This is a genomic window from Sphingomonas sp. (assembly GCF_048595155.1).
In the GTDB taxonomy this organism is placed as follows: Bacteria; Pseudomonadota; Alphaproteobacteria; order Sphingomonadales; family Sphingomonadaceae; genus Sphingomonas_I.
Map to the genome: position 1 here is coordinate 1 of NZ_JBMDXN010000074.1, position 25,861 is coordinate 25,861.

The following is a 25,861-nucleotide window of genomic DNA, read 5'->3' on the forward strand; positions in this document are numbered from 1 at the left end:
GCCTTCGGCGAGCTTGAGCGCGGTTTCGAAGCTTTGGGCCAAGCGGGTCTCGATGCCTTCGCGGATGGCGAGGCGATCGACCACGATTTCGATATCGTGCTTATATTTCTTGTCGAGCGCGGGGGCGTCCTCAATCTCCATAATCGCGACGTCGATGCGGACGAGGGTGAAGCCGGCCTTCTGCCATACGGCCAGCTCTTTATTATAATCGACCTTGCGGACGCGCACGGCGGGGGCGAGCAGATAGAAGCGCGTGCCCTCGGGCAGCTGCATCACGCGATCGACCATCTGGCTGACGGTCTGCGCGCTGATCGGCAGGCCGGTCTCGGGCGAGTAAGGAATGCCGACGCGCGCCCACAGCAGGCGCATATAATCGTAGATTTCGGTGACGGTGGCGACGGTGGAGCGCGGGTTGCGGCTGGTCGTCTTCTGCTCGATCGAGATGGCGGGGCTCAAGCCCTCGATATGCTCGACGTCGGGCTTCTGCATCAGCTCCAAGAATTGGCGCGCATAGGCCGACAGGCTCTCGACATAGCGGCGCTGCCCCTCGGCATAGATGGTGTCGAAGGCGAGGCTGGACTTGCCCGATCCGCTGAGGCCGGTGATGACCGTCAGCGTCTCCCGCGGGATGTCGACATCGACGCCCTTGAGATTATGTTCACGCGCGCCGCGGACGGAAATATGGGTCAAGGCCATAGGTCGAGTTTGTTCCACTTATGTTCGGAAGGCAAGCGCCAAGGGCACGCAGTCCTGATGTAGATGGGAACGCGCGGGCGGATGTGAAGATGCGCGGAGGGGCGACGCCGCCGCTTGCCATCCTTTCCGCGCCGGACCATCTGCGGCGCACGACGGGCGATCGGCCCGCGCCCGCCCCTCAGGAGTCCCCCCTTCATGCTTTCGCTCTACGATGTCAGCATCCCCCTGTTCCTGCGCCAGCTGCGCAACATGGATGCGTTTCTGGAGAAAGGCGCGGCGTGGTTCGCCGAGCAGGGCCGCCCGGAAAGCGACCTGACCGAAGCCCGGCTGATCGAGGACATGGCGCCGCTGACCGGCCAGATCCAGCGCGCGAGCGACAGCGCCAAGGGCGTGGCGGTGCGCGTCGGCGGGATCGAGCATGTCGCCATGCCCGACACGGAAGTGACGATCGCGGACCTGCGCGCGCGCATCGCCCGCACGATCGGCCTGCTGGAGGCGACGCCGCGCGAGGGCTTTGACGGCAAGGACGAGGCGCCGGTGGAAGTGCGCACGCCCAACCGGACCATGGCCTTCACCGCGCGCGATTATGTGCTGGGCTTCGCGCTGCCGAACTTCTTCTTCCACGTCACCACCGCTTATGCCCTGCTGCGCAAGGAAGGCGTGCCGGTCGGCAAGATGGATTATCTGGGCCGCGTCGGCATGAGCGAGGCCTGAGCCCGCCCCAATCCCCTCTCCGCGACAAAGCCGCGCGCGCACCCTATAGGCCGGGCATGTCGCTCTATCCCCTCGTCCGCCCGCTCCTGTTCCGGTTCGATGCGGAGCGCGCGCACGGCCTGGCGCTGCGCCTGATCACGGCGCTGCCGGCGCATCCCGCGCGCCCCGATCCGGCGCTGGCGGTGGAGCTCGCCGGGCTGCATTTCCCCAACCCGATCGGGCTAGCGGCGGGGCTCGACAAGGATGCGGTGGCGCCCGACGCCTTTCTGGGCACAGGGTTCGGCTTCGTCGAGGTCGGCACGATCACGCCGCTGCCGCAGGCGGGCAACCCCAAGCCGCGCCTGTTCCGGCTGGTCGAGGACCAGGCGGTGATCAACCGGATGGGGTTCAACAATGAAGGCCAGGCGGCGGCGCTGGCGCGGCTGCGCGCGCGGGCCGGGCGGCCGGGGATCGTCGGCGTCAATGTCGGCGCCAACAAGGAGGCGCGCGACCGCATCGCCGATTATGTGCAGGGCGTGCGGACGATGGCGCCGGTGGCCGATTATCTGACGATCAACATCTCCTCCCCCAACACGCCGGGGCTGCGCGCGCTGCAGGACGAAAGCGCGCTGGATGCGCTGCTGGCGGCGGTGATGGCGGCGCGCACGGATACGCCGATCTTCCTGAAGGTCGCGCCGGACCTGGAGGCGCGCGACATCGACGCGATCGCGCGGGTGGCGATGGCGCACCGGATCGACGCGCTGATCGTCAGCAACACGACGATCGCACGGCCGCCCTTGCGCAGCGGGCATGCGGGCGAGAGCGGCGGCCTGTCCGGCGCGCCCTTGCGTGCGCTGGCGCTGGAACGGTTGCGCGATTTCCGCCGGGCGACGGGCGGGGCGCTGCCGCTGATCGCGGCGGGCGGCATTGCCAGCGGTGCCGACGCGCTGGCGCGGATCAAGGCGGGGGCGAGCCTGGTGCAGCTGTACAGCGCACTGGTCTATCACGGGCCGTGGCTGGCGAAGCGAATCGCGCGCGAGCTGACGACGTTGCTGGCGCGCGAGGGCTTTGCCCATGTGCGCGACGCGATCGGGGCCGATCCTGCCTGATTCGGCAAGCTGATAAGATCTCACAGCCGGTAAGAGTGTCTTTCACGCGCACGAGACATTGTGCGCTTGCCCAAGGGGGGCCGGCGACTATCAAGGCGGCATGATCAAACGTCTGTTGCTTGCGCTGTGCGCCGTCGCCTTGCCTCTGTCGCCCAGCATGGCCAAGGCGCCGCCGGTGACCGCGGGGATCGTGTCCGCGGCCGATCCGCGCGCCGCGGCGGCGGGCGTGGAGATATTGCGCAAGGGCGGAAGTGCGGCCGACGCGGCGATCGCGGTGATGCTGGCGCTCAACGTGGTCGAGCCGCAAAGCTCCGGCATCGGCGGCGGCGGCTTCATGGTCCATTATGACGCGGCGGACCGCGGCACGACGACCTATGACGGACGCGAGGCGGCCCCGGCCGCGGCGGACGATCACTGGTTCTACAAGGATGGCGTGCCGCTGGGGCATCGCGCGGCCGTGCCCGGCGGACGCAGCGTCGGCGTCCCCGGCAACCTGCGGATGATGGCGCTGGCCCATGCCGCGCATGGCAAACTGCCGTGGAAGGCCTTGTTCCAGCCGGCGATCCGGCTGGCGCGGGACGGCTTCGCGGTCACGCCGCGCCTGCACAATTCGCTCAGCAGCTATGGCAGCGCGATCATTTCCGACTGGGGCCGCGCGCACTTCTTCAATGCGGACGGCAGCGCCAAGGCGGTCGGCACCATCCTGAAAAACCCCGATCAGGCGGCTTTGTTCACGCGGATCGCGGTGCGCGGGCCGGATAGCTTCTACCAGGGCGCGCAGGGCCAGAAGCTGGTGACGACCGTCAACGAGGCGCGGGTCAACCCTTCGAAGATGACGCCGGCCGATCTGACCGCCTATCGGGCGAAGGCGCGTACGCCGGTGTGCGGCACCTATCGCGTCTATCGTATCTGCGGCATGGGGCCGCCGTCGGCGGGCGGGATCACCGTGCTGCTGATCCTGAAGCAGCTGGAGCGCTTCGATCTGGCCAAGATGGGCAAGGATTCGCCGATGGCCTGGCATCTGCTCGCGGAGAGCGAGCGGCTGGCCTATGCGGATCGCGATACGTGGCTGGCGGATGGCGACCATGTCGTCATTCCCCAGGCGGGCCTGCTCGACCCGGCCTATATCGCGGCACGCTCCGCCATGATCGCGCCCGATCGGACGATGGCGGCGGTGGCGCCGGGCACGCCGGCGGGTGCTCCGCCGCGGGTGCGGGTCGCTCCCGGGCCTGAACATGGCACGACCGATCTGGCCGTCGCCGATGCGCAAGGCAATGTCGCGGAGGTCACCTCCACGATCGAAAGCCCGTTCGGATCGGGGCTGACCGTCGACGGCACCTTCCTCAACAACGAGCTGACCGACTTCGACATCGTGCCCGAGCAGGATGGCTATCTGGCCGCCAACCGGGTTCAGGGCGGCAAGCGGCCGCGCAGCTCCATGTCGCCGACCATCGTCTACGGACCGGACGGCAAGGTGCGCATCGCGGTCGGCGCGGCGGGCGGATCGACCATCATCGCGCAGGTCGCCAAGACGCTGATCGCGGTGCTCGACTGGAAGATGAGCGCGCAGGACGCAATCCGGCTCGGCCTGATCTATACGCCCGGCCCGGGCGGCGTGGTGGAGAAAGGCACGCAGCTGGAGCCGATGCTGCCGGCGCTGGCGGCCCTGGGCGAGCAGTTGCGGGCGGCCCCGCTGGGCCTGAAGGCCAATGCGGTCGAGCAGGTCGACGGTCGCTGGTCGGGCGGCGCCGATCCGCGCAGCGAGGGCGTGGTGATGGATGTGCAGGGCGCCGATGCCGCCATCCGCCGGATCGATCAGGCGCCTAACGCCCCACACGAATGAGCGCGACCGTGCCATCGTGCCGCGTCACGACGGCGTGCTAGCGAGGCTAAGTACCGGAGCATTGGGACAGCAGATCCCTCAATACATCGTCTCGAGAGGCTGCTAACGCAGCAGCTCGACCACTATTCGCACTGAACGGATAGGGTAAAAGGTGCGTTAACAGGCACCAGGAGAGACGATGGCGCTGGAACCCTTTCCCAACCTGGTGACGATGTTCTTCGCGCGCGCCGCCGAGCATGGCGATGCGCCGTTGCTCTTCTGGAAGGACGACGGCGCCTGGCAGTCGCTGAGCTGGGCGGAGACGGCACGGCGGGTCGCGGCTCTGGCGGAGGCGTTGCGCGGGCTGGGCCTGAAACGATGTGATCGGGTCCTGCTCGTATCGGAAAACCGGCCCGAATGGGCGATCGCGGACCTGGCGATCATGGCGGCGGGCTGCATCACCGTCCCGGCATATACGAGCAACACGATCGGCGATCATGCGCATGTCCTGAACGATAGCGGCGCCCGCGCGGCGATCGTTTCGACCGCATCGCTGGCAAAGAATTTGCTGCCGGCACTCGCGCGATCCTCCCAATGCGAAATGGTGATCACGATCGAGCCGCTCCAGCGCGAGCGGATCGGCGCGGTGCGCATCCACCAGTGGGACAAGCTTGTCGCGGATCAGCCGGGCGATGTCGCAGCCGCGCGCGCGCAGGCGGATTTCACCCGCGAGGATATCGCCTGCATCATCTATACCAGCGGCACCGGCGGAAGCCCGCGCGGCGTGCGGCAGCATCATGGCGCGATCCTGCACAATTGTGCGGGCGCGGGCGACGTGATCCAGGGCGACTTCACGACCGAGCTGGAACGATTCCTGAGCCTGCTCCCGCTTAGCCATGCCTATGAGCATACGGCCGGGTTCCACTTTCCGATCAGCCTGGGCGGGCAGATCCACTATGCGGAAAGTATCGAGAAGCTGGCGTCCAACATGGAAGAGGTCGGCCCGACGATCATGGTCGTGGTGCCGCGCCTGTTCGAATTGCTGCGGGGCCGCATCCTCAAGCAGATGGAGAAGCAGGGCAAGGCCGCACAATGGCTGCTGGCGCAGGCGCTCGCGCTCGACGCCAAGCCGCACAAGAGCATCGCCGACAAGCCGCTCGACCTGCTGCTGGACGCGACGGTACGGCGCAAGGTCCGCAAGCGCTTCGGCGGCCGGATCAAGGCGCTCGTCTCCGGCGGCGCGCCCCTCAATCCGGAGGTGGGCCGCTTTTTCCGCGCTTTGGGCATCACCCTGCTGCAGGGTTATGGCCAGACGGAGTGCGGGCCGCTCATCTCGGTCAACCGGCCGCGCGCGGGCATTTCGATGGAGGGCGTCGGGCCGCCCGTCTTGGGCACCGAGGTGCGGATCGCCGACGATGGCGAAATTCTCGTCCGCGGCGAGAATGTGATGCACGGTTATTGGCGCAACGATACGGAAAGCGCGCGCGTGCTGGTCGACGCGTGGCTGCATACGGGCGATGTCGGCCACCTGGATGAGGCCGGCCGGATTGTCATCACCGATCGCAAGAAAGACCTGATCGTCAACGACAAGGGCGACAATGTATCGCCCCAGCGCGTCGAAGGCATGCTGACGCTGGAGCCGGAGATCGCCCAGGCGATGGTGGTGGGGGATCGCAGACCCCATCTGGTCGGGCTGATCGTACCGGACAAGGAATGGCAGGCCACGCTCCCCGCCGGCACCGATCTTGCCAAGGCACTGATGGCGGCGGTGGACCGGGTGAATGGGGGCTTGGCGGTAACCGAAAAAGTACGCCGCATCATCGTTGCGGACGAGCCTTTCACCATAGAGAATGGCCAGCTGACGCCGTCGCTGAAGGTGCGTCGCCATGTGCTGCGGGAGCATTATGGTCCCCGCCTCGACGCGTTATACGGCCGCTGAATACGCCGCTGGCTGACGCGGCGGGACGGTTCAGCCGGCCTTCCTGTAAGGGATGAAATCGTCGAAGATGCAGCTTCCCGCCGGAATGTTGGCAGGCCTGCGGACGAGATCGGCAATGTCGCCGCGGCACAAGCGCGAGGTGGGCGTGCGCGTCACCACGATCGTGTCGTCATTCAATTGCTGGCAATCATCGTGGAAGCGATTGACGTACCAGGTGCCCCCCTGGCGATAGGCGAGCGCCGTCCGGGGAATGGTGACGCTGCTGCTGTTGAGCCGGCCAAGGCTGATGCAGTTGACCGGCTGGCCCGCAACCCGCCCTTCCAGCAGCTTCGCCAGCTGTTCGTCGGGCGTCCGCTGAACCGCCGCGGCCGGCGCCGCGATCATAGCCGCCACGATCACGGCATGGGCAAGATTAGGCATCATCCTGTCTCCTCCCCTGTTGAACGCCGGCACGCGCCTTTGGTGGCGCACTGCGCGCATCAGCCTGAAAAATTGTCCTTTTCCGTGCGCCGCCGCGCCAGTTCCTCGGCGCTTCCCGCCCGCATGAAGGGATTGGTCGCACGCTCCAGCGCGATCATGGTGGGCAAAGTGGCCTCGCCGCGTGCGCGCATCGCGTCGACCTCCCGCATGCGCGTCGCGATTGCGGCATTGTCCGGTTCGGCGACCAGCGCATAGCGGCCGTTCGACTGAGTATATTCGTGCCCGCAATAGACGCGCGTCTGCGGCGGCAGCGCGGCCAGCGTCTGCATGGCATGCCACATTTGCGCGGCCGTTCCTTCGAACAGGCGGCCGCATCCCATGGCGAACAGCGTATCGCCGACAAAGACCATCTCCGCCTCCGGCAGATGAAAGGCGATGTGGCCGGCCGTATGGGCGGGTATCTCCAGCACCTGCGCTCCATAGCCGCCGATGTGCGCCCGATCGCCCTGCTTCACCTGCACATCCAGGGTCGGGATCTTGCCGAGTTCGGCGGCAGGGCCGGTGATGCGGCATCCGGTCGCGGCCTTGATGGCGGCGTTGCCGCCGGTGTGATCGGCATGCCAGTGCGTGTTCCAGACCTGGTTGATCCGCCAGCCGCGGCGATCCGCCTCCGCCAGCACAGGCTCCGCCTCCCCCGGATCGACCACGATCGTCTCGCCGCTGTCAGGTTCATGGAGAAGCCAGATATAATTGTCGCGGAAGGCGGGGACGCGCGCGATCTCGATCATTTCAACAGGTCCAATGTTTCGACGGTCAAACGGCGGATCAGGCGTTCGGTGCCCTCCGGACGGACCATCGCCGCCGCCTGCCCTGCCCACATCGCCGCAAAATTCGCCGGGTCATGCGCCCGCAGCTCGGCCAGCGCGTCGCCACCATGGGGAAAGGGCGGCACGATCGGATTGGTCGGCCCCAGCTCCCGCGTGAGCCGCGTCTGCAAACCGCGCGCCGGACGACCGGTGAACAGGTTCGTGACGACCGTCACCTCGCCCGCTTCGGTCCCAAGGCGATCGCGATGGAACTGACTGATCCGGCTGTTCGGCGTGGCGAGGAACGCCGTCCCCATCTGCACGCCGCTGGCGCCCAGCATCATCGCCGCGGCGATACCGCGCGCATCGGCGATGCCGCCCGCCGCGATCACCGGTACGTCGACGGCATCGACGATCTGCGGCACCAGCGCGAACAGGCCCATGCGCGTGGAGCTGTCCGCCGGCAGGAAACAGGTCGCGTGGCCGCCCGCTTCCCAGCCCTGCGCGATCACGGCGTCGACACCCCGGTCCGCCAACCAGCGGGCTTCAGCCGGGCTGTTGGCGCTGGCGATGATGCGACAGCCGGCGGACCGAACACGCTCCAGCAGAGGCGCGTCGGGCAGACCGAAATGAAAGCTGACGACCTGCGGCCGCAGATCCGCCACCAGCGCAGCCATCGCTTCGTCGAACGGCTGGCGGAGCGGTGGCGGCGCGAGCGGCGGCGCGGCGCCATATTCCCGATAATAAGGCTGTAGCGCGGCGCGCCATGCGCGATCGTCAACCTCGCCGGGGAGAGAGTGGCAGAAGAAATTGAGGTTGAGCGGACCCGTGACTGCAGCCCGCACGTCCGCAACCTGGGCGCGAACGGCATCGGGCGTCAGCAGCGCGCAGGGCAGCGACCCAAGGGCACCAGCGCGGATCGCGGCGATAGCCAGCGCCGCATCCTGTGCCGCGGCCATCGGCGCCTGCACGATCGGCGTCTCGATCCCGAACAGATCGAGCAGCCGACGATCACGCCAGGTGGCCGTCACCAGACGCCGGTGTTGGGCATGGAGGCCCAGGGTTCCTGCGGCGGCAGATGCCCGTCCTGCAGCAGCTCAATCGAGATATTATCGGGCGTGCGAATGAAGGCCATATGGCCGTCACGCGGCGGGCGATTGATCGTCACCCCGGCATCCATCAAGCGCTGGCAGGTCGCGTAGATATCGTCGACGCGGTAAGCGAGATGGCCGAAATTGCGCCCGCCGTCATAACCGGCCTGATCCCAATTATGGGTGAGTTCGACCTGTGCGTCTTCATCGCCGGGCGCAGCCAGGAAGATCAGCGTGAAGCGGCCCGCTTCATTGTCCATCCGGCGTATCTCGCGCAGGCCGATCAGCTCAAAGAAGCGGATCGTGGCTTCGGGATCGGACACCCGGATCATGGTGTGAAGATATTTGGTCATGGCGTGGCAAATAGCGGTCCGGCGGACCGGATGCGAGCCCTGTCGCCGGGCAATTGCCCCGCCGCGCTACCGTTGTATCAGGAAGAGCAAGGCGCCCAGCAAGACGAAGCCTGCGACCGCGGCGAACAGCGACGGCGGCACACCCCAGCGCGGCGAATGCTGCGCCTTCCAGTCGCCGGGCAATTCGTGCGGTGCGGCAACATGCCAGCGCCGACCCTTGCGAATAAGGTCGCTGCCGCAATGATGACATTCCGAATAGAGGCGGCGGTCCACGCATAAAACGGACCCGCGTTTGTGCCGGCCGAGCATACAGGCCAGTGACATCCGACGTGTTGCGCCGCGCATAATACGAATCCCTTCGTACTGCCGAGCGCTGACCGTAACGCGCCATGATCTTTGCCGCAATGCAGCATGATCCAGATCATAGAAGTTTGTTGGAGGTTGCCTTCGCCGGGCGAACGGCCGGCGCGACGTCACCTGCGTTTAGTGCGGTTGCGCCAATCGTGCGGACGCCGCCTGACCGGCGGGATCCGACGGGCCGAGTTGCGCAGCCCGCGTCCAAGCGAGACGTGCCACATCATTCCTGCCGGCGGCCGCGGCGATATTACCGGCTTCGAACTGGACGGCAGGATCATCAGCGGCCGATTTCATCGCGACCTCGATATCCTTCTGCGCCCGCGGCAGATCCTTCTGCAGCCGCGCCAGTGTGGCGGACAACAGCCATGCGAACGGATCCTGCGGCACCAGCGCCAAGGCCCGATCAAGATCGATCCGGGCCTGCGGCAATTGATTGAGCGCGACATCGGCGCGGGCGCGATCCACCCAGGCTTCGCCGGCGAGCGTCGGCGGCAGCGCGGGCAAAGCAAGGGCATGGTCGATATCTTCGCGGGCCCGCGCGGGTTGATCGGCGGCCAGCGCCGCGTTGGCGGCCTGGCTCCACAATTCGGCGGGGCGGCCGACATTTTGTGCCTGCGCGTCGGTCGCGGCCTGTTCGAACGCGGCCTGGGCCGGCGCCCATCGCTCCAGCGCGGCATAAGCGATACCAAGGCATTGGCGCGCTGCCACGCTTTTGTCGCGATCCGCCCAGGCGGTGGCCTGCTCGACCGCAGCGTTGGCGTCACGCGCGACCAATGTCCGGCAGGCGGCGGTGCGGGCCGCGTCATCCGACAAGTCGGTGAGGACAGCAGCGGCAAAAAGGAAGGGGATCATAAGCTCTCGGTGAGGGCGGCGGTGGTGGTCAGCAGCAGGCCGAGATCCCCCGGGCGCGAAAGGCGATGCTGGCCGCCTTTAACCAACAGGGTCTGCACATCGGCTGAACGCAGCGCGCGGCCCAGCCGAAAGGCGACGGAGGGCGGAACGTCGCTGTCATCAAGGCCCTGGAGCAAGCGAACCGGGCAATCGATCGGAATTTCGCCGTCCAGCAGGAGATTGGCCTGGCCGCTCGCCCAGAAAGCCTGGGTGGTGATTTCGGGCGTCTCATAGTCCGGATGATGACTGACGATCAGCCCGTCACTGGCCAGCGTCGCGCGCTGCGTTTCGTCATAGCCCCATTGGGTGAAATCGGGCGCGGCGGCGATGCCGACCAGGCCAGAGATACGTTCCGGTCGCTCCAACGCGATCAACAGCATCAACCAGCCGCCCATCGACGATCCGACCAGGATCAGCGGCCCCTGCGTCAATCGATCGATCACATCCAGCGCGTCGTCCCGCCAATCGTCCAGCGTCGCATCGCCGAAGACGCCTTCGCTGGCGCCGCAGCCGCGATAATCGAAGCGGAGCATGGCGTGGCCGTGGGTTTCCGCCCAGGCGTCCCGCGCGACCGCCTTCGATCCGCTCATGTCGGATCCGTAGCCGGGCAGGAAGACGATGGTGGGACCGGCGCCATCGCGTTGTTCATAGGCGAGCCGCGGCAGGCCGGGGCGGTCGAGATAGTCTGGCATGAGTGCCTCGTTATCACAATCCGTCACTCGGCGTCGCCCCGTGCGGGGGGGCATCGTTATGGTGCCGCCACAAAGCCGTCGCCCGTGGCACGCGCCATGGGCCCCAGCCTTCGCTGGGGCGACGGGTGCGGGCTCGGGGCCTGTTCGGATGCGTCGGTAGTGGGGCGCTCGCGTTCGGCTTGCTGGCGCTGATCCCTTCCGGCCGTCATGCCAGCGCAGGCTGGCATCCACGGACCTTTCCGCCTGTCCTGCCGCTGATGGCGGCCAACCGGATTGCCGCGCTCGAATTACGCGACACGACGCCGTCGCCCGTGGCACGCGCCATGGGCCCCAGCCTGCGCTGGGGCAACGGGGGGGCTCCGGGCCTGTTCGGAAGCGTCGGGGGTGGGGCGCTCGCGTTTGGCTTGCTGGCGCTGATCCGTTCCGACCGTCATGCCAGCGCAGGCTGGCATCCACGGATTTCTCCGCCTGCCCCGCCGCTGATGGCGGCCGACCGGATTGCCGCGCTCGAGCTCCGCGACACGACGCCGTCGCCCGTGGCAGGCGCCATGGGGCCCTGCCTTCAGCCGAAGGCTGAAGTTTATCCTGAGCGCCTGCCTTGCAGGCAGCCGAAGGGCTGGGGCGACGGTGGAGGAAGAGGGACGGTCTCCGCTGGAGGGGCGGCGGACGAGAGACCTGCGTTCCACGGCGCGGCGGAAACGCGATGGTTGAAAGGGCGGCCGGGACCGGGTCTAACGGGGTATGCACCTTTACCTTCCCATTGCCGGTCTCTCCGTCAATGCGCTGGTGATCGTGCTGCTCGGCGGCGCCGTCGGCATTCTTTCGGGCATGTTCGGCGTGGGCGGCGGTTTCCTGACGACGCCGCTGCTGATCTTCTATGGCGTGCCGCCTGCCGTCGCCGTCGCCTCGTCGGCCACGCAGATTACCGGCGCCAGCGTTTCGGGGCTGATTGCGCATAGCAAGCGCCAGGGGGTCGATTTCCGGATGGGAATCGTCCTGGTTGCGGGCGGCGCGGTCGGATCGGTGATCGGCGGCCTGATCTTCCGGCTGCTGCAGAAGACCGGCCAGATCGATACGATCATCGGCATTCTCTATGTGGCGCTGCTCGGCTGGATCGGCCTGACGATGGCGCGCGAATCGCTGCGGACCGCGGCCGCGCACAAGCAGGGCGCCGCCGCGCCGACGCAGAAACGACAGCGGCGGCTGGTCGCGGCACTGCCGATGCGGTGGCGTTTCTATGGTGCAGGCCTGTATATTTCGCCGCTGGCGCCCTTCCTTCTCGGGCTGGTGACCGGGCTGCTGACGTTTTTGATGGGTGTCGGCGGCGGCTTCATCCTGGTGCCGGCAATGATCTACATTTTCGGCGTGTCGACGCGCGTGGTGGTGGGCACGTCCCTGTTCCAGGGTCTGTTCGTCACGGCGACGACAACGTTGGTGCACGCGCTGACGACGCATGCGGTGGATCTGGTGCTGGCGGGATTGCTGCTGATCGGATCGGTGACCGGCGCGCAGATCGGATCGCGGCTGGTGCAGCGGGTGCGGCCGGAGCGGGCGCGCCTGTTCCTGGCGTTGATCGTGCTGGCGGTGGCGATCCGAATGGCGTTCGGGCTGACCTGGCGTCCCGATGCCATTTATACGGTGCAGGTGCTGTGAAGCGGCTGCTGGCCCTGCTCGCGGCATTGCCGTTGCTGATCGGCGCGTCGGAACCGCGGCTGGTGCCGGATGTGTCGGACACGCGGATCGACATCGCCTACAGCTTCACCGGCGCGGAGCTCTTGCTGTTCGGCGCCATCCTCTATCCGGGCGGGCGGCCGCCTACGCCCGATACCGATGTCGTCGTCGTCATCAAGGGGCCGTCGGAGCCGCTGCTGGTGCGCGAAAAGGCCAAAATTGCCGGCATCTGGGTCAACCATGCGAGCGAGCGCTTCCGTTCGGTGCCGAGCTTCTATGCGGTGGCGACGTCGCGGCCGTTGGACAGGCTGGTCTCTCCGCGCACCGCCGCCATTTACGAGATCGGTATCGGCAACCTGCTCTTGTCCCCCGCAAACGGATCGAGCGCGAAGGAACAGGCCCGGTTCGAACGCGGCCTGATCGAGCTTAAGCGCAATAGCGGCCTGTATGCCGAACATGTCGGCGCCGTCTCCGTGCGCGAAGGCGTATTGTATCGCGCGCTCATCGCCATTCCGGCGCGCGTGCCGATCGGCAATTACACGGCCGAGACCTACCTGATCCGCAACGGCCGGATCGTGGCGGTGGCGACGCGCGAGATCGCGATCGGCAAATCCGGTTTCGAACGCTTCATCGCCAACGCGGCGGAACAACACCCGCTGGCGTATGGCCTGACTGCGATCGGCCTGTCGCTGTTGCTCGGCTGGCTTGCCGCCCTGGGCTTCGCGCGGGCACGCCGATAGCTGCGTATCATCCGACATAGAGAATGGGTTGCCTGTGGCGGACGGAAGAACCATCTGTGCAGCCATGTCCCAGGATGCCGACAAACGCCTTGCCGCCTGCGCCGCTGCCGCGGAGGTGAAGGAGGGCATGATCGTCGGGCTCGGCACGGGATCGACCGCGGCGTTCCTGATCGATGAACTTGGCCGCCTCCGGGCGGGGGGACTGAAATTTCGCGCTGTGGCGACGTCGTTGAAGAGCGAGCAGCAGGCCAGCCAGCTCGGCATCGAGGTGCTTCCGTTCGCGGAGGTCGCCGCGATCGACCTGGCCATTGACGGCACAGACGAGATCGATCCGGATTTTCGCGCGATCAAGGGTGCGGGCGGGGCGATGTTGCGGGAGAAATGCGTGGCGGCGGCGGCGGCGCGCATGATCGTGATCGCCGATGGATCCAAGCGGGTCGCGCAGCTGGGTGCGATGCCGGTGCCGTGCGAGACGCTGCCCTTCGCCCAAGCCTTTGTGCAGGCCGCCCTGGAGCGGCTGGGCGCGCGTGCGGTGCTCCGGCAAAAGGATGACGCGCCCTACCGCACCGACCAGGGCAATTTCGTGCTCGATTGCCATTTCGGATTCATCGCCGATCCAGGGCAGCTGGCCGCACGGCTGTCATCAATCCCCGGCATGATCGGGCATGGCCTGTTCATCGACGAGGTCGATGCGTCCTATATCTCCGATGCGGGGCAACTAATCGTCAAGGAGCGTCTTCTAACAGACTAAAGTCGCTCTACGTTACTACCAAAGGGCAGTTCGCCCGCTCCAAGCGTTGCACCTGTCGCGATATCGGGTCTAACGGCCCTCTGCCCGACGACCATAGAAGGGAATCATATGTCGACCAGCCCCGCGCCCTCCAACGTTCACGAGGACGGTTCGCCCGACCGGCTTGCGATCGACACGATCCGTACCCTTTCGATGGATGCGGTGGCCAAGGCGAAGTCCGGCCATATCGGCACGCCGATGGGCCTGGCGCCGGTTGGTTACACGCTCTGGACGCAATTTCTGCGCCCCGATCCGGATCGGCCGGACTGGCCCAATCGCGACCGCTTCGTCCTCTCCGTCGGCCATGCGTCGATGCTGCTGTATTCGCTGATCCACCTCGCCGGGATCAAGGAGATCGACAAGCACGGCAAGCCGAGCGGCCAGCCCGCCGTCAGCCTGGACGACATCAAGAATTTCCGCCAGCTTGGATCGAAGACACCGGGCCACCCCGAATATCGCCACACAACGGGCGTCGAGACGACCACCGGCCCGCTCGGCGCGGGGTGCGGCAATTCGGTCGGCATGGCGATCGCGGAACGCTGGCTGGCGGCGCGTTACAACCGTGACGGCCACACATTGTTCGATCACGATGTCTATGTCCTGTGCGGCGACGGCGACATGATGGAAGGCGTGGCGAGCGAGGGCGCGAGCCTGGCGGGCCACCTGAAGCTGTCCAACCTGTGCTGGATCTACGATTCGAACCAAGTGTCGATCGAAGGCGGCACCGATCTCGCCTTCGACGAGGACGTGGGCAAAAGGTTCGAAGCCTATGGCTGGAACGTCATCCACGTCGATGACGCCAACGACACAAAGGCGGTCGCAGCCGCGATCGAGACGTTCAAGAAGACCGACGACAAGCCGACCTTCATCGTCGTTCATTCGATCATCGGTTATGGCAGCTCGATCCAGGGCACAGCCAAGGCGCATGGCGAGGCGATGACCGCGGACGACATCCGCGGCACCAAGAAGGCCTATGGCTGGCCCGAGGACGCGCAATTCCTGGTACCCGACGGTGTCGCCGAGCGCTTCCACGATGCGATTTCCAGCCGCGGCAAGGCGCTGCGCGAGGAGTGGGAAGCGACGCTGGCGCGCTACAAGGACGCCTATCCCGACCTCGGCAAGGAATTGGATGCGCTGCTCAGCGACAAACTGCCCGAGGGCTGGGATGCCAATATCCCGACCTTCGACGCCGACGAGAAGGGCATGGCGACGCGCGATGCCGGCGGCAAGGTGCTGAACGCGATCGCGGCCAACCTGCCGTGGCTGGTCGGCGGATCGGCCGATCTGGCGCCGTCGACCAAGACGTTGATCGACAATGGCGGTTCGTTCCAGGCGGCCAGCTATGACGCGCGCAACCTGCATTTCGGCGTGCGCGAACATGGCATGGGCGCGGCGGTGAACGGCATGGCGCTGTCGCACCTGCGTTCCTACGGCGCGACCTTCATGGTCTTTTCCGATTATATGCGGCCGCCGGTGCGGCTGGCGGCGATCATGGAAATCGGCGCGGTGTTCGTGTTCACGCACGATTCGATCGGCGTCGGCGAGGACGGCCCGACCCACCAGCCGATCGAGCAGCTGGTGTCGCTGCGCGCGATTCCGGGCCTGAACGTGATCCGGCCGGGCGATGCGAACGAGACCGCCTGGGCATGGAAATCGGCGATCCTGTCGGGCAACCAGCCGACCGCTTTGATCTTCTCGCGCCAGGCGATGCCGACGCTGGATCGTTCGAAATATGCGAGCGCCGAGGGCGTGTTGAAGGGCGGTTATGTGCTCGCCGGTTCGGACGACCCGGAAGTGGTGCTGATCGGCACCGGATCCGAAGTCAGCCTGGTCGTGGCGGCGCATGAGAAACTGACCGCCGCGGGCGTGCGCTCGCAAGTCGTGTCGATGCCGAGCTGGTACCTCTTCGAGAAGCAGGACCAGGCCTATAAGGACAGCGTGCTGCCCCCCCATATCGATGCACGGATCGCGGTCGAGATGGGCAGCGAGGTGGGTTGGGATCGCTATGTCGGCCGTTCGGGCCGCACGATCACCATGTCGACCTTCGGCGCGTCGGCGCCGCTCGCCAAGCTGCAGGACAAGTTCGGCTTCACCGCCGACCATATCGTGACGGTTGCCAACGAATTGCTTGGGAAGAACTAACATGACCAGTCTGCTCGAACAGCTGCGCGACAGCGGCCAGGCGCCGTGGCTCGATTTCGTTGATCGCACCTTCCTGAAGGAAGGCGGCCTGAAGAAGCTGGTGGAGGAGGATGGCGTCACCGGCGTCACCTCCAACCCGTCGATCTTCGAGAAGGCGATGGGCCATGGCGAGGCCTATGACGAAGAGTTCGGGCAGTTCGTGCAGGCCAATGCCGGTGCGTCGATCACCGACACCTATGAAGCGCTGGCGATCAGCGACATCAAGGCGGCGGCCGACACGCTGCGGCCGGTCTATGACCGTACCGGCGGGCATGACGGCTATGTCAGCCTGGAAGTCTCGCCCTACCTCGCCAACGGCACCGAGACGACGATCGAGGAAGCGCGCCGCCTGTGGAAGCAGGTCGACAAGCCCAATCTGATGATCAAGGTGCCGGGCACCAAGGCCGGCGCTCCCGCCATCCGCCAGCTGATCGAGGATGGCCTCAGCATCAACGTGACGTTGCTGTTCAGCCTGGAAAGCTACATCGCGGTCGCCGAAGCCTATGCCGAGGGTCTGGAGGCGCGGGTCAAGAAAGGTGAGCCGATCGACAAGATCGCCAGCGTCGCGAGCTTCTTCGTCAGCCGCATCGACGCGCAGATCGACAAGAAGATCGACGCCCGCCTTGCCGCCAATGACGGCGAGAGCGAGGCGCTGAAGGCGGTGCGCGGCAAGGTCGCGATCGCCAACGCCAAGATGGCCTATCAATGGTATCTGGAGTTCGTCGCGTCCGATCGCTGGAAGGCGCTGGAAGCCAAGGGCGCGCAGCGGCAGCGGCTGTTGTGGGCCTCGACCGGCGTCAAGGATCCGGCCTATCCCGACACGCTCTATGTCGACAGCCTGATCGGGCCGGAGACGGTCAACACGCTGCCGCCCAAGACGATGGACGCCTTCCGCGACCATGGCACGCTGGCGCGCACGCTGGATGCGGATGTGGACGCCGCCAAGCATGTCCTGGCCGAAGCGGAGCGGCTCGGGCTCGACCTGGCCGGCGTGACCGAGGCGCTGGTCAAGGACGGCGTTAAGCTGTTCGCGGATGCGGCGGATTCGCTGCTTGGCGCGATCGCGGCCAAGCGGGTGGCGCTGGCGGGCGACAAGATCGCTACGCTCGACGCATCGCTGCCGGAAGCGCTCGGCAAGGCGGTCGAGGCGCGGCTGGAGACGGCGCGGGCGGACGCCTGGGCGCGCCGGCTGTGGCAGCATGACGCATCGGTCTGGACGGGTGGCGACGAGGCCAAGTGGCTCGGCTGGCTGGCGGCGGGCCAGGGCAAGCAGGTCGATCATGCGGCGCTGAAGGCGCTGGGCGAAATGGCCAAGGGCCATAAGGATGTGGTGCTGCTCGGCATGGGCGGCTCCAGCCTGGGGCCCGAAGTGCTGGCCGAGATGATCGGCGCAGCGCCGGGATCGCCAACCGTGCACGCGCTCGATTCGACCGATCCGGGCCAGATCAGCACGGTCGCGGGCAAGATCGATCCGAAGGAAGCGCTGTTCCTGGTCGCGTCCAAATCGGGCTCGACGATGGAGCCTGAATTGCTGCGGGCCTATTTCTGGGACCTGGCGGGACAGGACGGCAGCCGCTTCATCGCGGTCACCGATCCGGGATCGAAGCTGGAGAAGCTCGCCAAGGAGCATGGCTATTCGGCTATCTTCCTGGGCGATCCGGCGATCGGCGGGCGTTATTCGGTCCTGTCCGTGTTCGGCATGGTGCCGGCCGCGCTGATGGACATCGACGTCGACGACTTCTTCGCCAAGGCCGCGCCGATGGTGCAGGCGTGCGGGCCGGACGCACCGCCGGCGGTGAACCCCGGCGTGCATCTGGGCGCGATCCTGGGCGAGGCCGCAGTGGCGGGCCGCGACAAGGTCACGATCCTTGCGTCACCCGAGCTGGAGCCGATCGGCGCCTGGCTGGAGCAGCTGCTGGCGGAGTCCACCGGCAAGCACGGCAAGGGCATCGTTCCGGTCGATCTGGAGCCGCTGAGCCCGGCCGAGGATTATGGAGCGGACCGGATCTTTGCCGTGCTGACGCTGAAGGGTGACGAGGATGCCGATCTGGACGCGCATGTCGAGGCGCTGATCGCAGCCGGCCAGCCGGTCGTGAAGATCAGCCTGGCGGACAAGCAGCTGATCGGCCAGGAATTCTTCCGGTGGGAGATCGCGACCGCGATTGCGGGTGCGGTGATCGGGATCGATCCGTTCGATCAGCCCGACGTCGAGGATGCCAAGATCAAGACGCGCGAACTGGTCGATGCCTATGAGCAATCGGGCAGCCTCGCCCCGGAGACGGCGTTCCACGAAGATGAGGAGATCGCCTTCTTCGCACCGGGCGATCATGGCTTCGCGCCGAGCGATCCGGTCGAGATCCTGCGCACCCATTTCGCGAGCGCCAACCCGGGCGATTATGTCGGCTTCCTCGCCTATATCGAACGCAATGACGAGCATGAGGCGGCGATCGCCCGCATGCGCGAAAAGGTGGTCGAGGCACGCGGCGTGGCGACGGTCGCAGGCTTCGGTCCGCGTTTCCTCCACTCGACCGGCCAGGCCTATAAGGGCGGGCCCAAGAGCGGTGTGTTCCTGGAAATCACGCGCCACCCCGATCCGGATCTGGCGATCCCGGGTCGCAAGGCCAGCTTCGGCACGGTGCAGATCGCACAGGCGCGCGGCGACCTGGATGTGCTGGCCGAGCGCGGGCAGCGGGTGCTGCGCGTCCATCTGAAGACGGGCGACGTCGGCCGCCTGGAAGCGTTGGTGAGCGAAGCTTTGAACTGAGGTGCTTGGCCGTCACCCCGGCCGGTTCGGCTATCCATGAAAGCGCGGATTCGGGTCATTCCGGCGCGCGCTTTCGCAGGCTGCGGAACAAGTCCGGGGTGACGGTGTAGAAGCACCGCAAATCGGGAGTTGAAGGTATGCGGATCGCGATGATCGGCCTCGGCCGTATGGGCGCTGGTATTGTCCGGCGCCTGATGAAGGCGGGCCATGAAGCGGTCGTCTATGATCGCAGCCAGCAGGCGATCGACGATCTAGTGAAAGAAGGCGCGATTGCCGCGTCGGGCCTGGAAGACCTGCGCGGCAAGCTCGAGACGCCAGCGATCTTCTGGGTGATGCTGCCGGCGGGCGATCCGACCGAACAGACGATCGCGACGCTGGCCGACCATGGCCAGGCCGGCGACATCATCATCGATGGCGGCAACACCTTCTACAAGGACGACATCCGTCGCGCGAAGCTGCTGCGCGAGAAGAATATCGAATATGTCGACGTCGGCACGTCCGGCGGCGTGTGGGGCCTCGAGCGCGGCTATTGCATGATGATCGGCGGCCAGGCGCCGGTGATCGATCATCTCGATCCGATCTTCGACGCGCTGGCACCCGGTATCGGCACGATCCCGCGCACGCCCGGCCTCACCCAGGACGATCAGCGCGCGGAGAAGGGCTATATCCACGCCGGCCCGGCAGGCGCCGGCCATTTCGTGAAGATGATCCACAACGGCATCGAATATGGCCTGATGCAGGCCTATGCCGAGGGTTTCGACATATTGAAGGGCAAGAAGTCCGACAAGCTGCCCGAAGAGGAACGGTTCGATCTGAACCTCAAGGACATTGCCGAGGTGTGGCGCCGCGGCTCCGTCATCTCGTCCTGGCTGCTCGACCTGACCGCCATCGCGCTGGCCAAGGATCCGGAGCTCGAGAATTTCTCCGGCCGCGTCGCCGATTCCGGCGAAGGCCATTGGACGGTGGAGGCGGCGATGGAAGAAGCCGTACCGGCCAATGTGCTGACCACCGCCTTGTTCGCGCGCTACCGCAGCCGGGTCGAGCATACGTTCGGCGATCAGGTCTTGTCGGCGATGCGCTTCGGCTTCGGCGGGCATGTCGAGATACCCCAGTAGACTATGATGCCGCCCCGTACCGAGTTGGTGCGGGGCGTTTCCTTTCGTGCGGCGCCGGATCGAAGGGGCTGCGCGCCATCACTTCCAGGCATGAGGGACCGACATGGCTGCCGCCAAACTGAAGCAAGCGCCGCCGGCCACCCTTGTCATCTTCGGCGCGACTGGGGATCTGGCCCGCCGGCTGCTGGTGCCCGCGATCGCCAATCTGTGCAGCGACGGGCTGATCGGCGACGGCCTGAACATATTGGGCATCGGATCGCGCGACGGTGGCGATGAGGATTTGCGGGCTGGCCTCGACGAGTTCGCGCCGCAGGGCGACTGTTGGCACCAGCTGCGCAGCCGCATCTCCTATCTGCAGGGCGATTTCACCCAGCCGCAGGTATTCGAGGATCTGAAGGCCCGCCTGGGCGAGGGCAATGCCGCTTTCTATCTGGCCACGCCCGCGCAGTTTTTCGGCCCGATCATCGAGAGCCTGAGCAAGGCCGGCTTGATGGAGGAGACGGACGGCCGCTTCCGCCGCGTCGCGGTGGAGAAGCCGTTCGGGCATGACCTGCCCTCCGCGCGCGCACTCAATGCACAAATACTGTCGCAGGTGGACGAGACGCAGGTCTACCGGATCGACCATTTCCTGGGCAAGGAAACGGTCCAGAACATCATGGTGGCCCGCTTCGCCAACCCGCTGGTCGAGGCGGTGTGGAACAATCGCTATATCGACAGCGTGCAGATCACCGCGGCCGAAACGGTCGACGTCGGCACGCGTGGCGCCTTCTACGACGCGACAGGCGCGCTGCGCGACATGGTGCCCAACCATCTGTTCCAGCTGCTGGCGATGATCGGGATGGAGCCGCCGAACGATCTGTCGGCCGATTCCGTGCGGACCGAAAAGGCCAAGGTGCTGGTCGCGGTGCGCGAACCGAGCCCGGCGGAGGCGCGTGCCGACAGCGTACGCGGCCAATATGATGGCTATCGCAAAACGCCCGATGTCGCCGCCAAGAGCAATGTCGAAACCTATGTCGCGGTGAAGCTGTTCGTCGACACGTGGCGCTGGGCGGGCGTGCCTTTCTATCTGCGCACCGGCAAGGCGTTGAAGGCGCGCGACACCGAAGTGGTGGTGACCTTCAAGCCGGTCCCGCTGGCTTTGTTCCGTGATACGCCTGTAGCCGATCTTCCGCCCAATCGGCTGGTTCTGCAGCTACAGCCGGACGAGGGCATCTCCATGGATTTCATGGTCAAGAAGCCCGGGCCGAAATTGCAGGCGGTGCCGGTGGCGCTCGACTTCCAATATGCGGACCGGTTCAAGATTGGCGGCCGCACCGGCTATGAAACCTTGCTGTACGATATGATGATGGGGGATCAGACCTTGTTCCAGCGTGCCGATCAGATCGAGGCGGGTTGGTCCGCCGTCCAGCCGTTCCTCGACGCCTGGGCCAAGGGCAAGGGCAAGGTCGAACGCTACAAGCGCGGCTCCGACGGGCCGGCGGGCGCGGCCGAATTGCTGGAGCGCGATGGCCGCCAGTGGCACGAGATCGGCCGATGAGCCTGCGCTTCGTCATCTCCGACGTCGACGGGACGCTCGTCAACAATGCCAAGAAGCTGACCCAGCCGACGATCGATGCGGTCGCCAAGCTGCAGGCCGCGGGCGTACCCTTCACGATCATCAGCGCCCGGCCGCCGTCGGGCATCGCCTTCCTGGTGGAGGCGCTGAAGCCGACCGGGCCGATCGCGGCGTTCAACGGCGGCACCATCATCGCGCCGGACGGATCGGTGGCCGAGCGCCACATGCTCGATCGGGAGGTGGTCGAAAAAAGCTTCGCCATCGCCGGCAAGTCCGCGGCGACGCCGTGGATCTTCGCCGAAGGGCGCTGGCACATTGTCGATCCCGACAATCCGCATGTACCGCACGAGGTGCTGGCGTCCGCGCAGCAGCCGCTAATCGAAACCGATATGACGCCCCTGTTCGGCGAGGTCGACAAGCTGACCTGGGTGAGCGACGACCCCGCGCTGCTGAAGGATCTGCACGCGCAGATGGATGCGGCGATCGGCACGGCGGCGACGGTCGGCCAGAGCCAGACCTATTATCTCGATTTGACCAGCCCGGTCGCCAACAAGGGCGAAGGCGTCGCCACGCTGGCGCGTACGGCGGGCGTGGAGCTTGCTGACGTCGCGGTGCTGGGCGACCAGTTTAACGACGTGCCGATGTTCGAGCGCGCCGGCATCGCCATTGCGATGGGCCAGGCACCCGACGCGGTCAAAGCCAAGGCCGGCTATCTTTCCACCAGCAACAATGATGATGGCGTCGCGCATGCGATCGAGACGATCCTGCTGCCGATGCTGAAGGGATGATATGAAAAAGCTGATTGCATTCGATCTCGACGGCACGCTCGCGCTGAGCAAGCAGCCGCTGGATGACGAGATGGCGGACCTGCTGGCGCAGCTGACCAACGTCGCGATGGTCGACATCATCTCGGGCGGCGACTGGCCGCAGTTCGAGAAGCAGGTCATCAGCCGCATGCCGGCGCACGCGAAGCTGGCGAACTTCATCGTCCAGCCGACCACGGGGACGAAGCTCTACCGTTATCAGGACGATGCCTGGAAACAGATCTATGCCGAGCTGTTCAGCGACGAGGAAAGCCAGAAGATCCGCGACGCGCTGAAGGCCGCGGTCGAGCAGGCCGGCTATGCGCATGAGCAGGTCTGGGGCGAACAGATCGAGGATCGCGGCAGCCAGGTGACCTTCTCGGCGCTCGGCCAGCAGGCGCCGCTGGACGCCAAGGAAAAGTGGGATCCGGATCACGAAAAGCGCCGCACCTTGCAGTCGATCCTGCAGGGCATGCTGCCCGACCTATCGATCAATATGGGCGGATCGACCTCGATCGACATCACCCGCAAGGGTGTCGACAAGGCCTATGGTCTGAAGCATCTGAGCGACACGGTCGGCGTGGCGCTGGACGAGATCTTGTTCCTGGGCGACGCGATCTTCCCGGGCGGCAACGATTATCCCGCCAAGACGCTGGGCCTCGACACGGTACGCGTGCGCGATGTGGCCGAGACCAAGGCGGTGGTGACGGGGCTGATCGCCTGTTTGAAGTAGCCTCCTCTGTTTCCGGTCTTCCTGAGTAGGGGTCGAGTAGCGGCGAAGCCGCGTATCGAGAGCCCGTATCGAAGGATCAGCGAGGCAAGCGTGCTTCGATACAAGACCTCGATACGGCCTTGCAGGCCTACTCGGTCTCTACTCTGCACGAACGGGTTTATTGGACACCATGTCAACCAAACTTCCCATCATCGTCGTGACAGGGTTCACACGGGAGGTCCGGACCGTTGAGCGACCGGGCATCGTCGCCATTGCCGGCGGCGGTGCGCCGGCCCAGTTGGAGCAGGCGCTGGACGCAGCGGCGACCGTAGGGGCGCGTGGCATCGTCAGCTACGGGCTGACCGGGGGTCTTGCCGAAGGATTGCGCATTGGCGACTGGATCGTCGGTGATCGGCTGACTGGCGCGATCGATCATACGTGCGATACGGCTTGGCGCGACGCCATTGCGGCGGCGCTGCCCGGCGCGCGCGTCGGCGCCTTTTTCGCGGACGGGCGCATGATCGACACGGTAGCCGAGAAGCGCGCGCTGGGTGAGCGGCACGGCGCTCTGGCGGTCGACATGGAAAGCCACATCGCGGCCAAGGTGGCCCGTGCGCATGGGCTGCCGTTTGCGATCGTGCGGATCGTGTCCGACGAGGTCGGTCACCTTTTGCCGCACGCCATCACGGTGTCGATGCGTCCGGACGGCGGGTTCGATCGCGAAGCGATGCGGCGCTCACTGGCAGACGATCCCGATCAGATGCGCGACGTCGTCCAGACGATGGCGCAATTCGCGACGGGCTTTCGCGGTCTGCGCCGCGGTGCGCGGCTGCTGGGCGACGGGCTGGCCTGCCCGGTCTAGCGCACCGCCTGCCGCAGCAGCGGCATGGTCAGGCAATGGATGCCGCCGCCGCACCGGGTGAATTGGGAAATATCGACCGCCTGCACATCCAAACCGCGGTCGCGCAGCAGGCTATTGACCCGATCATTCTGCAGCGATGACAGGATCCGATCCTGTCCGACCGCAAGGATGTTGCAGCCCAGCTGCATCGCTTCCTTGTAGGACACCGCGATCGTCTCGATGCCGAACCCATCCAGCTTCGCCAGAAAGGCGTCGCTCAACACGTCGGTGCAGGCGAGCGCGAGGTCCGGTCGCACCATGCAGAATTGGGTGTCGAGATGGAGAAAATGGGGGTCGAAATGGTAGATCACCGCATCCCATCCGGCCGCTTCGAACATTGCGGCGATAGACCGCGCCCCTTCCTCACTGGTGCGCTCGCCCGAGCAGCCGATAAAGATCAATCCCGGCCTGGCGATGCAGATATCTCCGCCTTCGGCCGTTCCGTGGCGCAGCGTGTCGAAGATGGGGATGCCGGCGTTGCGCGCGAACTGCAGCAGATAATCCACTTCGCGTGCCCGATGTGGCAAGGCCGGGTTGAGCCCGAGCAAACCCCAAGGCGTGGTCACCGCCGCGTCCCGCGTGAAGCAAAGATCAGCCAGATCGGGTTCGGCCGGCAGCAGGCGACACCGTACGTCCCATCGTTCGAGCGCACGCTGGAGCTCCCGATGCTGGCGCATCGCCTCCATCTGAGACACGGAAAAACCCCCGCGCAAGCTCGCGCGTGTCGCTGCACAGCAGGGCACGGGTTCGAGGTGGGACGGGACCGCCAGAATGACCTCGACCAGCGTGTCGGTCTCGCCGGAGACGCTGGCCGCGATATCGTCGATATTCGATCCGGCGGGATAGGCGTAATCAAGCTCGAGCTTCAACGATCGTCTCCGGTAATGGAGGAGACAAAGGTTGCCCGGCAGCTAAGTTCCAGAATTTGTTGGAAAGTTGATCTGGATCAACCTTGCCGCAACACCGGTTTACGGTAGCAGCGACGGTGCAATACCATCCAGTTGCAGATAGCCGGGATCGAAATCGGCGGCCGATCGCAGCGCGTTCCAATCCATGACTTTGACCGTGCGGCCCGAGACGCTGACGATCTCCGCCTTGCGCAGCGCGGCCAGGGTACGGTTCACATGGATGGCGGTGAGGCCGAGTGCATCCGCGAGATGCGCCTGATTGATCGGGAAGGTGAAGCTCATCCCTTCCAGCATGCCGATACGCTCATAGCGCGCGGCCATCTCACAGAAGAGATGCGCGATGCGTGCGCGGGCGTTGCGGCGACCAATGTTGAGAATCCATTCGGCGGTGATGGCGCCATCAAGCGTGCAATCGCGCCAGAAGGCCTTGCCGATCGAAGGATATTTCTCGACGAGCGCGTGGATCGCGCTGTGGGGCACGCGGACGATCGTCGTCTTGGTCAGCGCGGTGAGCGCCCAACTGGAGCGCGGCAGGACGTAGGAATAAAGGTCCGGCATGTCGCCGGGGATATAGAGGGCGGAGATCTGGCGATTGCCGTCGCGGGTCTCGCCGAAGCGCGCCATCAGGCCGTCGCCGACAAGGCAAGTCCGATCGACCACTTCGCCCAAGCTGACGAGATCGCGATTGGCGTCGATGACCATCACATCGCCCGGCAGTGCGAGTATCGCCGCACGCTCATCATCGGACAGCAGCGATCGCGCGGAGATGCGGTCCAGGAAGAGCGTTAGCGCGGCGGTGCGGGCGTTCATCCCGCCAGTTTGACCGAAGATCGATCAAAGACAAGCCGAATG

General features: G+C 66.0%; 23 protein-coding genes and 1 pseudogene. 14 read left to right on the forward strand and 10 right to left on the reverse strand.

Annotation, left to right across the window (positions count from 1 at the left end):
* Window positions 1–696: pseudogene (locus tag ACOJSI_RS11555) on the reverse strand (excinuclease ABC subunit A); the annotation flags it as partial.
* A 195-nt stretch (window positions 697–891) separates the two neighbouring features.
* On the opposite strand from ACOJSI_RS11555, the gene ACOJSI_RS11560 reads away from it, so the two are divergent.
* From ACOJSI_RS11560 to ACOJSI_RS11575, 4 genes are all read left to right on the forward strand, one after another.
* Window positions 892–1,410 (forward strand): DUF1993 domain-containing protein, encoded by a 519-nt coding sequence (locus tag ACOJSI_RS11560; RefSeq protein WP_420138441.1) that lies wholly within the window; start codon window positions 892–894, stop codon window positions 1,408–1,410.
* A gap of 56 nt (window positions 1,411–1,466) precedes the next feature.
* Window positions 1,467–2,498 (forward strand): quinone-dependent dihydroorotate dehydrogenase, encoded by a 1,032-nt coding sequence (locus ACOJSI_RS11565; RefSeq protein WP_420138442.1) that lies wholly within the window; start codon window positions 1,467–1,469, stop codon window positions 2,496–2,498.
* A 100-nt stretch (window positions 2,499–2,598) separates the two neighbouring features.
* Window positions 2,599–4,341 (forward strand): gamma-glutamyltransferase, encoded by a 1,743-nt coding sequence (ggt, locus tag ACOJSI_RS11570; protein WP_420138443.1) that lies wholly within the window; start codon window positions 2,599–2,601, stop codon window positions 4,339–4,341.
* A gap of 178 nt (window positions 4,342–4,519) precedes the next feature.
* On the forward strand, window positions 4,520–6,259 hold the full coding sequence (locus tag ACOJSI_RS11575; protein ID WP_420138444.1) for an AMP-dependent synthetase/ligase: 1,740 nt from the start codon (window positions 4,520–4,522) through the stop codon (window positions 6,257–6,259).
* 30 nt (window positions 6,260–6,289) lie between these two features.
* Here ACOJSI_RS11575 and ACOJSI_RS11580 read toward each other — a convergent pair whose 3' ends face one another.
* The 7 genes from ACOJSI_RS11580 to ACOJSI_RS11610 all read right to left on the reverse strand — a co-directional run bounded on the left by ACOJSI_RS11580 (window position 6,290) and on the right by ACOJSI_RS11610 (window position 10,869).
* The gene (locus ACOJSI_RS11580) at window positions 6,290–6,682 is read right to left on the reverse strand and encodes a hypothetical protein (protein ID WP_420138445.1); all 393 of its coding nucleotides are present in this window, start codon (window positions 6,680–6,682) and stop codon (window positions 6,290–6,292) included.
* A gap of 56 nt (window positions 6,683–6,738) precedes the next feature.
* Entirely contained in the window at window positions 6,739–7,467 is a 729-nt protein-coding gene (gene gloB / locus ACOJSI_RS11585) for a hydroxyacylglutathione hydrolase (protein ID WP_420138446.1), read from the reverse strand.
* Entirely contained in the window at window positions 7,464–8,516 is a 1,053-nt protein-coding gene (locus tag ACOJSI_RS11590) for an NAD(P)H-dependent flavin oxidoreductase (RefSeq protein WP_420138447.1), read from the reverse strand. The genes gloB and ACOJSI_RS11590 overlap by 4 nt, the downstream gene beginning before the upstream one ends.
* A complete protein-coding gene (locus ACOJSI_RS11595; protein ID WP_420138448.1) occupies window positions 8,513–8,929 on the reverse strand; it encodes a VOC family protein in 417 nt (138 codons plus the stop codon). Before ACOJSI_RS11595 ends, ACOJSI_RS11590 begins: the two co-directional genes overlap by 4 nt.
* 66 nt (window positions 8,930–8,995) lie before the next feature.
* The gene (locus ACOJSI_RS11600; RefSeq protein ID WP_420138449.1) at window positions 8,996–9,202 is read right to left on the reverse strand and encodes a hypothetical protein; all 207 of its coding nucleotides are present in this window, start codon (window positions 9,200–9,202) and stop codon (window positions 8,996–8,998) included.
* A gap of 210 nt (window positions 9,203–9,412) precedes the next feature.
* The gene (locus ACOJSI_RS11605; RefSeq protein ID WP_420138450.1) at window positions 9,413–10,138 is read right to left on the reverse strand and encodes a hypothetical protein; all 726 of its coding nucleotides are present in this window, start codon (window positions 10,136–10,138) and stop codon (window positions 9,413–9,415) included.
* On the reverse strand, window positions 10,135–10,869 hold the full coding sequence (locus tag ACOJSI_RS11610) for an alpha/beta fold hydrolase (RefSeq protein WP_420138451.1): 735 nt from the start codon (window positions 10,867–10,869) through the stop codon (window positions 10,135–10,137). Before ACOJSI_RS11610 ends, ACOJSI_RS11605 begins: the two co-directional genes overlap by 4 nt.
* A 741-nt stretch (window positions 10,870–11,610) precedes the next feature.
* On the opposite strand from ACOJSI_RS11610, the gene ACOJSI_RS11615 reads away from it, so the two are divergent.
* The 10 genes from ACOJSI_RS11615 (at window position 11,611) to ACOJSI_RS11660 (ending at window position 24,062) form a co-directional block, all read left to right on the forward strand.
* The gene (locus ACOJSI_RS11615; RefSeq protein WP_420138452.1) at window positions 11,611–12,522 is read left to right on the forward strand and encodes a sulfite exporter TauE/SafE family protein; all 912 of its coding nucleotides are present in this window, start codon (window positions 11,611–11,613) and stop codon (window positions 12,520–12,522) included.
* Complete coding sequence (locus ACOJSI_RS11620) at window positions 12,519–13,280, forward strand: TIGR02186 family protein (RefSeq protein WP_420138453.1); 762 nt, start codon at window positions 12,519–12,521, stop codon at window positions 13,278–13,280. Before ACOJSI_RS11615 ends, ACOJSI_RS11620 begins: the two co-directional genes overlap by 4 nt.
* Window positions 13,281–13,344: 64 nt before the next feature.
* Complete coding sequence (rpiA, locus tag ACOJSI_RS11625) at window positions 13,345–14,031, forward strand: ribose-5-phosphate isomerase RpiA (protein WP_420138454.1); 687 nt, start codon at window positions 13,345–13,347, stop codon at window positions 14,029–14,031.
* Between the two features lie 108 nt (window positions 14,032–14,139).
* Window positions 14,140–16,212, forward strand: a complete 2,073-nt coding sequence (gene tkt, locus ACOJSI_RS11630; protein ID WP_420138455.1) for a transketolase — start codon at window positions 14,140–14,142, stop codon at window positions 16,210–16,212.
* 1 nt (window position 16,213) lies between these two features.
* Window positions 16,214–19,015 (forward strand): bifunctional transaldolase/phosoglucose isomerase, encoded by a 2,802-nt coding sequence (locus ACOJSI_RS11635; RefSeq protein WP_420138456.1) that lies wholly within the window; start codon window positions 16,214–16,216, stop codon window positions 19,013–19,015.
* Between the two features lie 137 nt (window positions 19,016–19,152).
* The gene (gnd, locus tag ACOJSI_RS11640; protein WP_420138457.1) at window positions 19,153–20,130 is read left to right on the forward strand and encodes a phosphogluconate dehydrogenase (NAD(+)-dependent, decarboxylating); all 978 of its coding nucleotides are present in this window, start codon (window positions 19,153–19,155) and stop codon (window positions 20,128–20,130) included.
* Window positions 20,131–20,233: 103 nt separating this feature from the next.
* A complete protein-coding gene (gene zwf / locus ACOJSI_RS11645) occupies window positions 20,234–21,667 on the forward strand; it encodes a glucose-6-phosphate dehydrogenase (RefSeq protein WP_420138458.1) in 1,434 nt (477 codons plus the stop codon).
* Window positions 21,664–22,473, forward strand: coding sequence for a Cof-type HAD-IIB family hydrolase (locus ACOJSI_RS11650; RefSeq protein ID WP_420138459.1), 810 nt, complete (start codon window positions 21,664–21,666; stop codon window positions 22,471–22,473). The genes zwf and ACOJSI_RS11650 overlap by 4 nt, the downstream gene beginning before the upstream one ends.
* A 1-nt stretch (window position 22,474) precedes the next feature.
* Window positions 22,475–23,221: an HAD-IIB family hydrolase gene (locus tag ACOJSI_RS11655; RefSeq protein ID WP_420138460.1), complete on the forward strand. Its 747-nt coding sequence runs from the start codon at window positions 22,475–22,477 to the stop codon at window positions 23,219–23,221.
* Window positions 23,222–23,390: 169 nt separating this feature from the next.
* Complete coding sequence (locus ACOJSI_RS11660) at window positions 23,391–24,062, forward strand: hypothetical protein (protein WP_420138461.1); 672 nt, start codon at window positions 23,391–23,393, stop codon at window positions 24,060–24,062.
* Here ACOJSI_RS11660 and ACOJSI_RS11665 read toward each other — a convergent pair.
* Together ACOJSI_RS11665 and ACOJSI_RS11670 are read right to left on the reverse strand one after the other, a co-directional pair.
* Window positions 24,059–24,970 (reverse strand): dimethylarginine dimethylaminohydrolase family protein, encoded by a 912-nt coding sequence (locus ACOJSI_RS11665; RefSeq protein WP_420138462.1) that lies wholly within the window; start codon window positions 24,968–24,970, stop codon window positions 24,059–24,061. The genes ACOJSI_RS11660 and ACOJSI_RS11665 overlap by 4 nt on opposite strands.
* Window positions 24,971–25,069: 99 nt before the next feature.
* On the reverse strand, window positions 25,070–25,819 hold the full coding sequence (locus ACOJSI_RS11670) for a Crp/Fnr family transcriptional regulator (protein WP_420138463.1): 750 nt from the start codon (window positions 25,817–25,819) through the stop codon (window positions 25,070–25,072).
* Window positions 25,820–25,861: the final 42 nt, after the last annotated feature.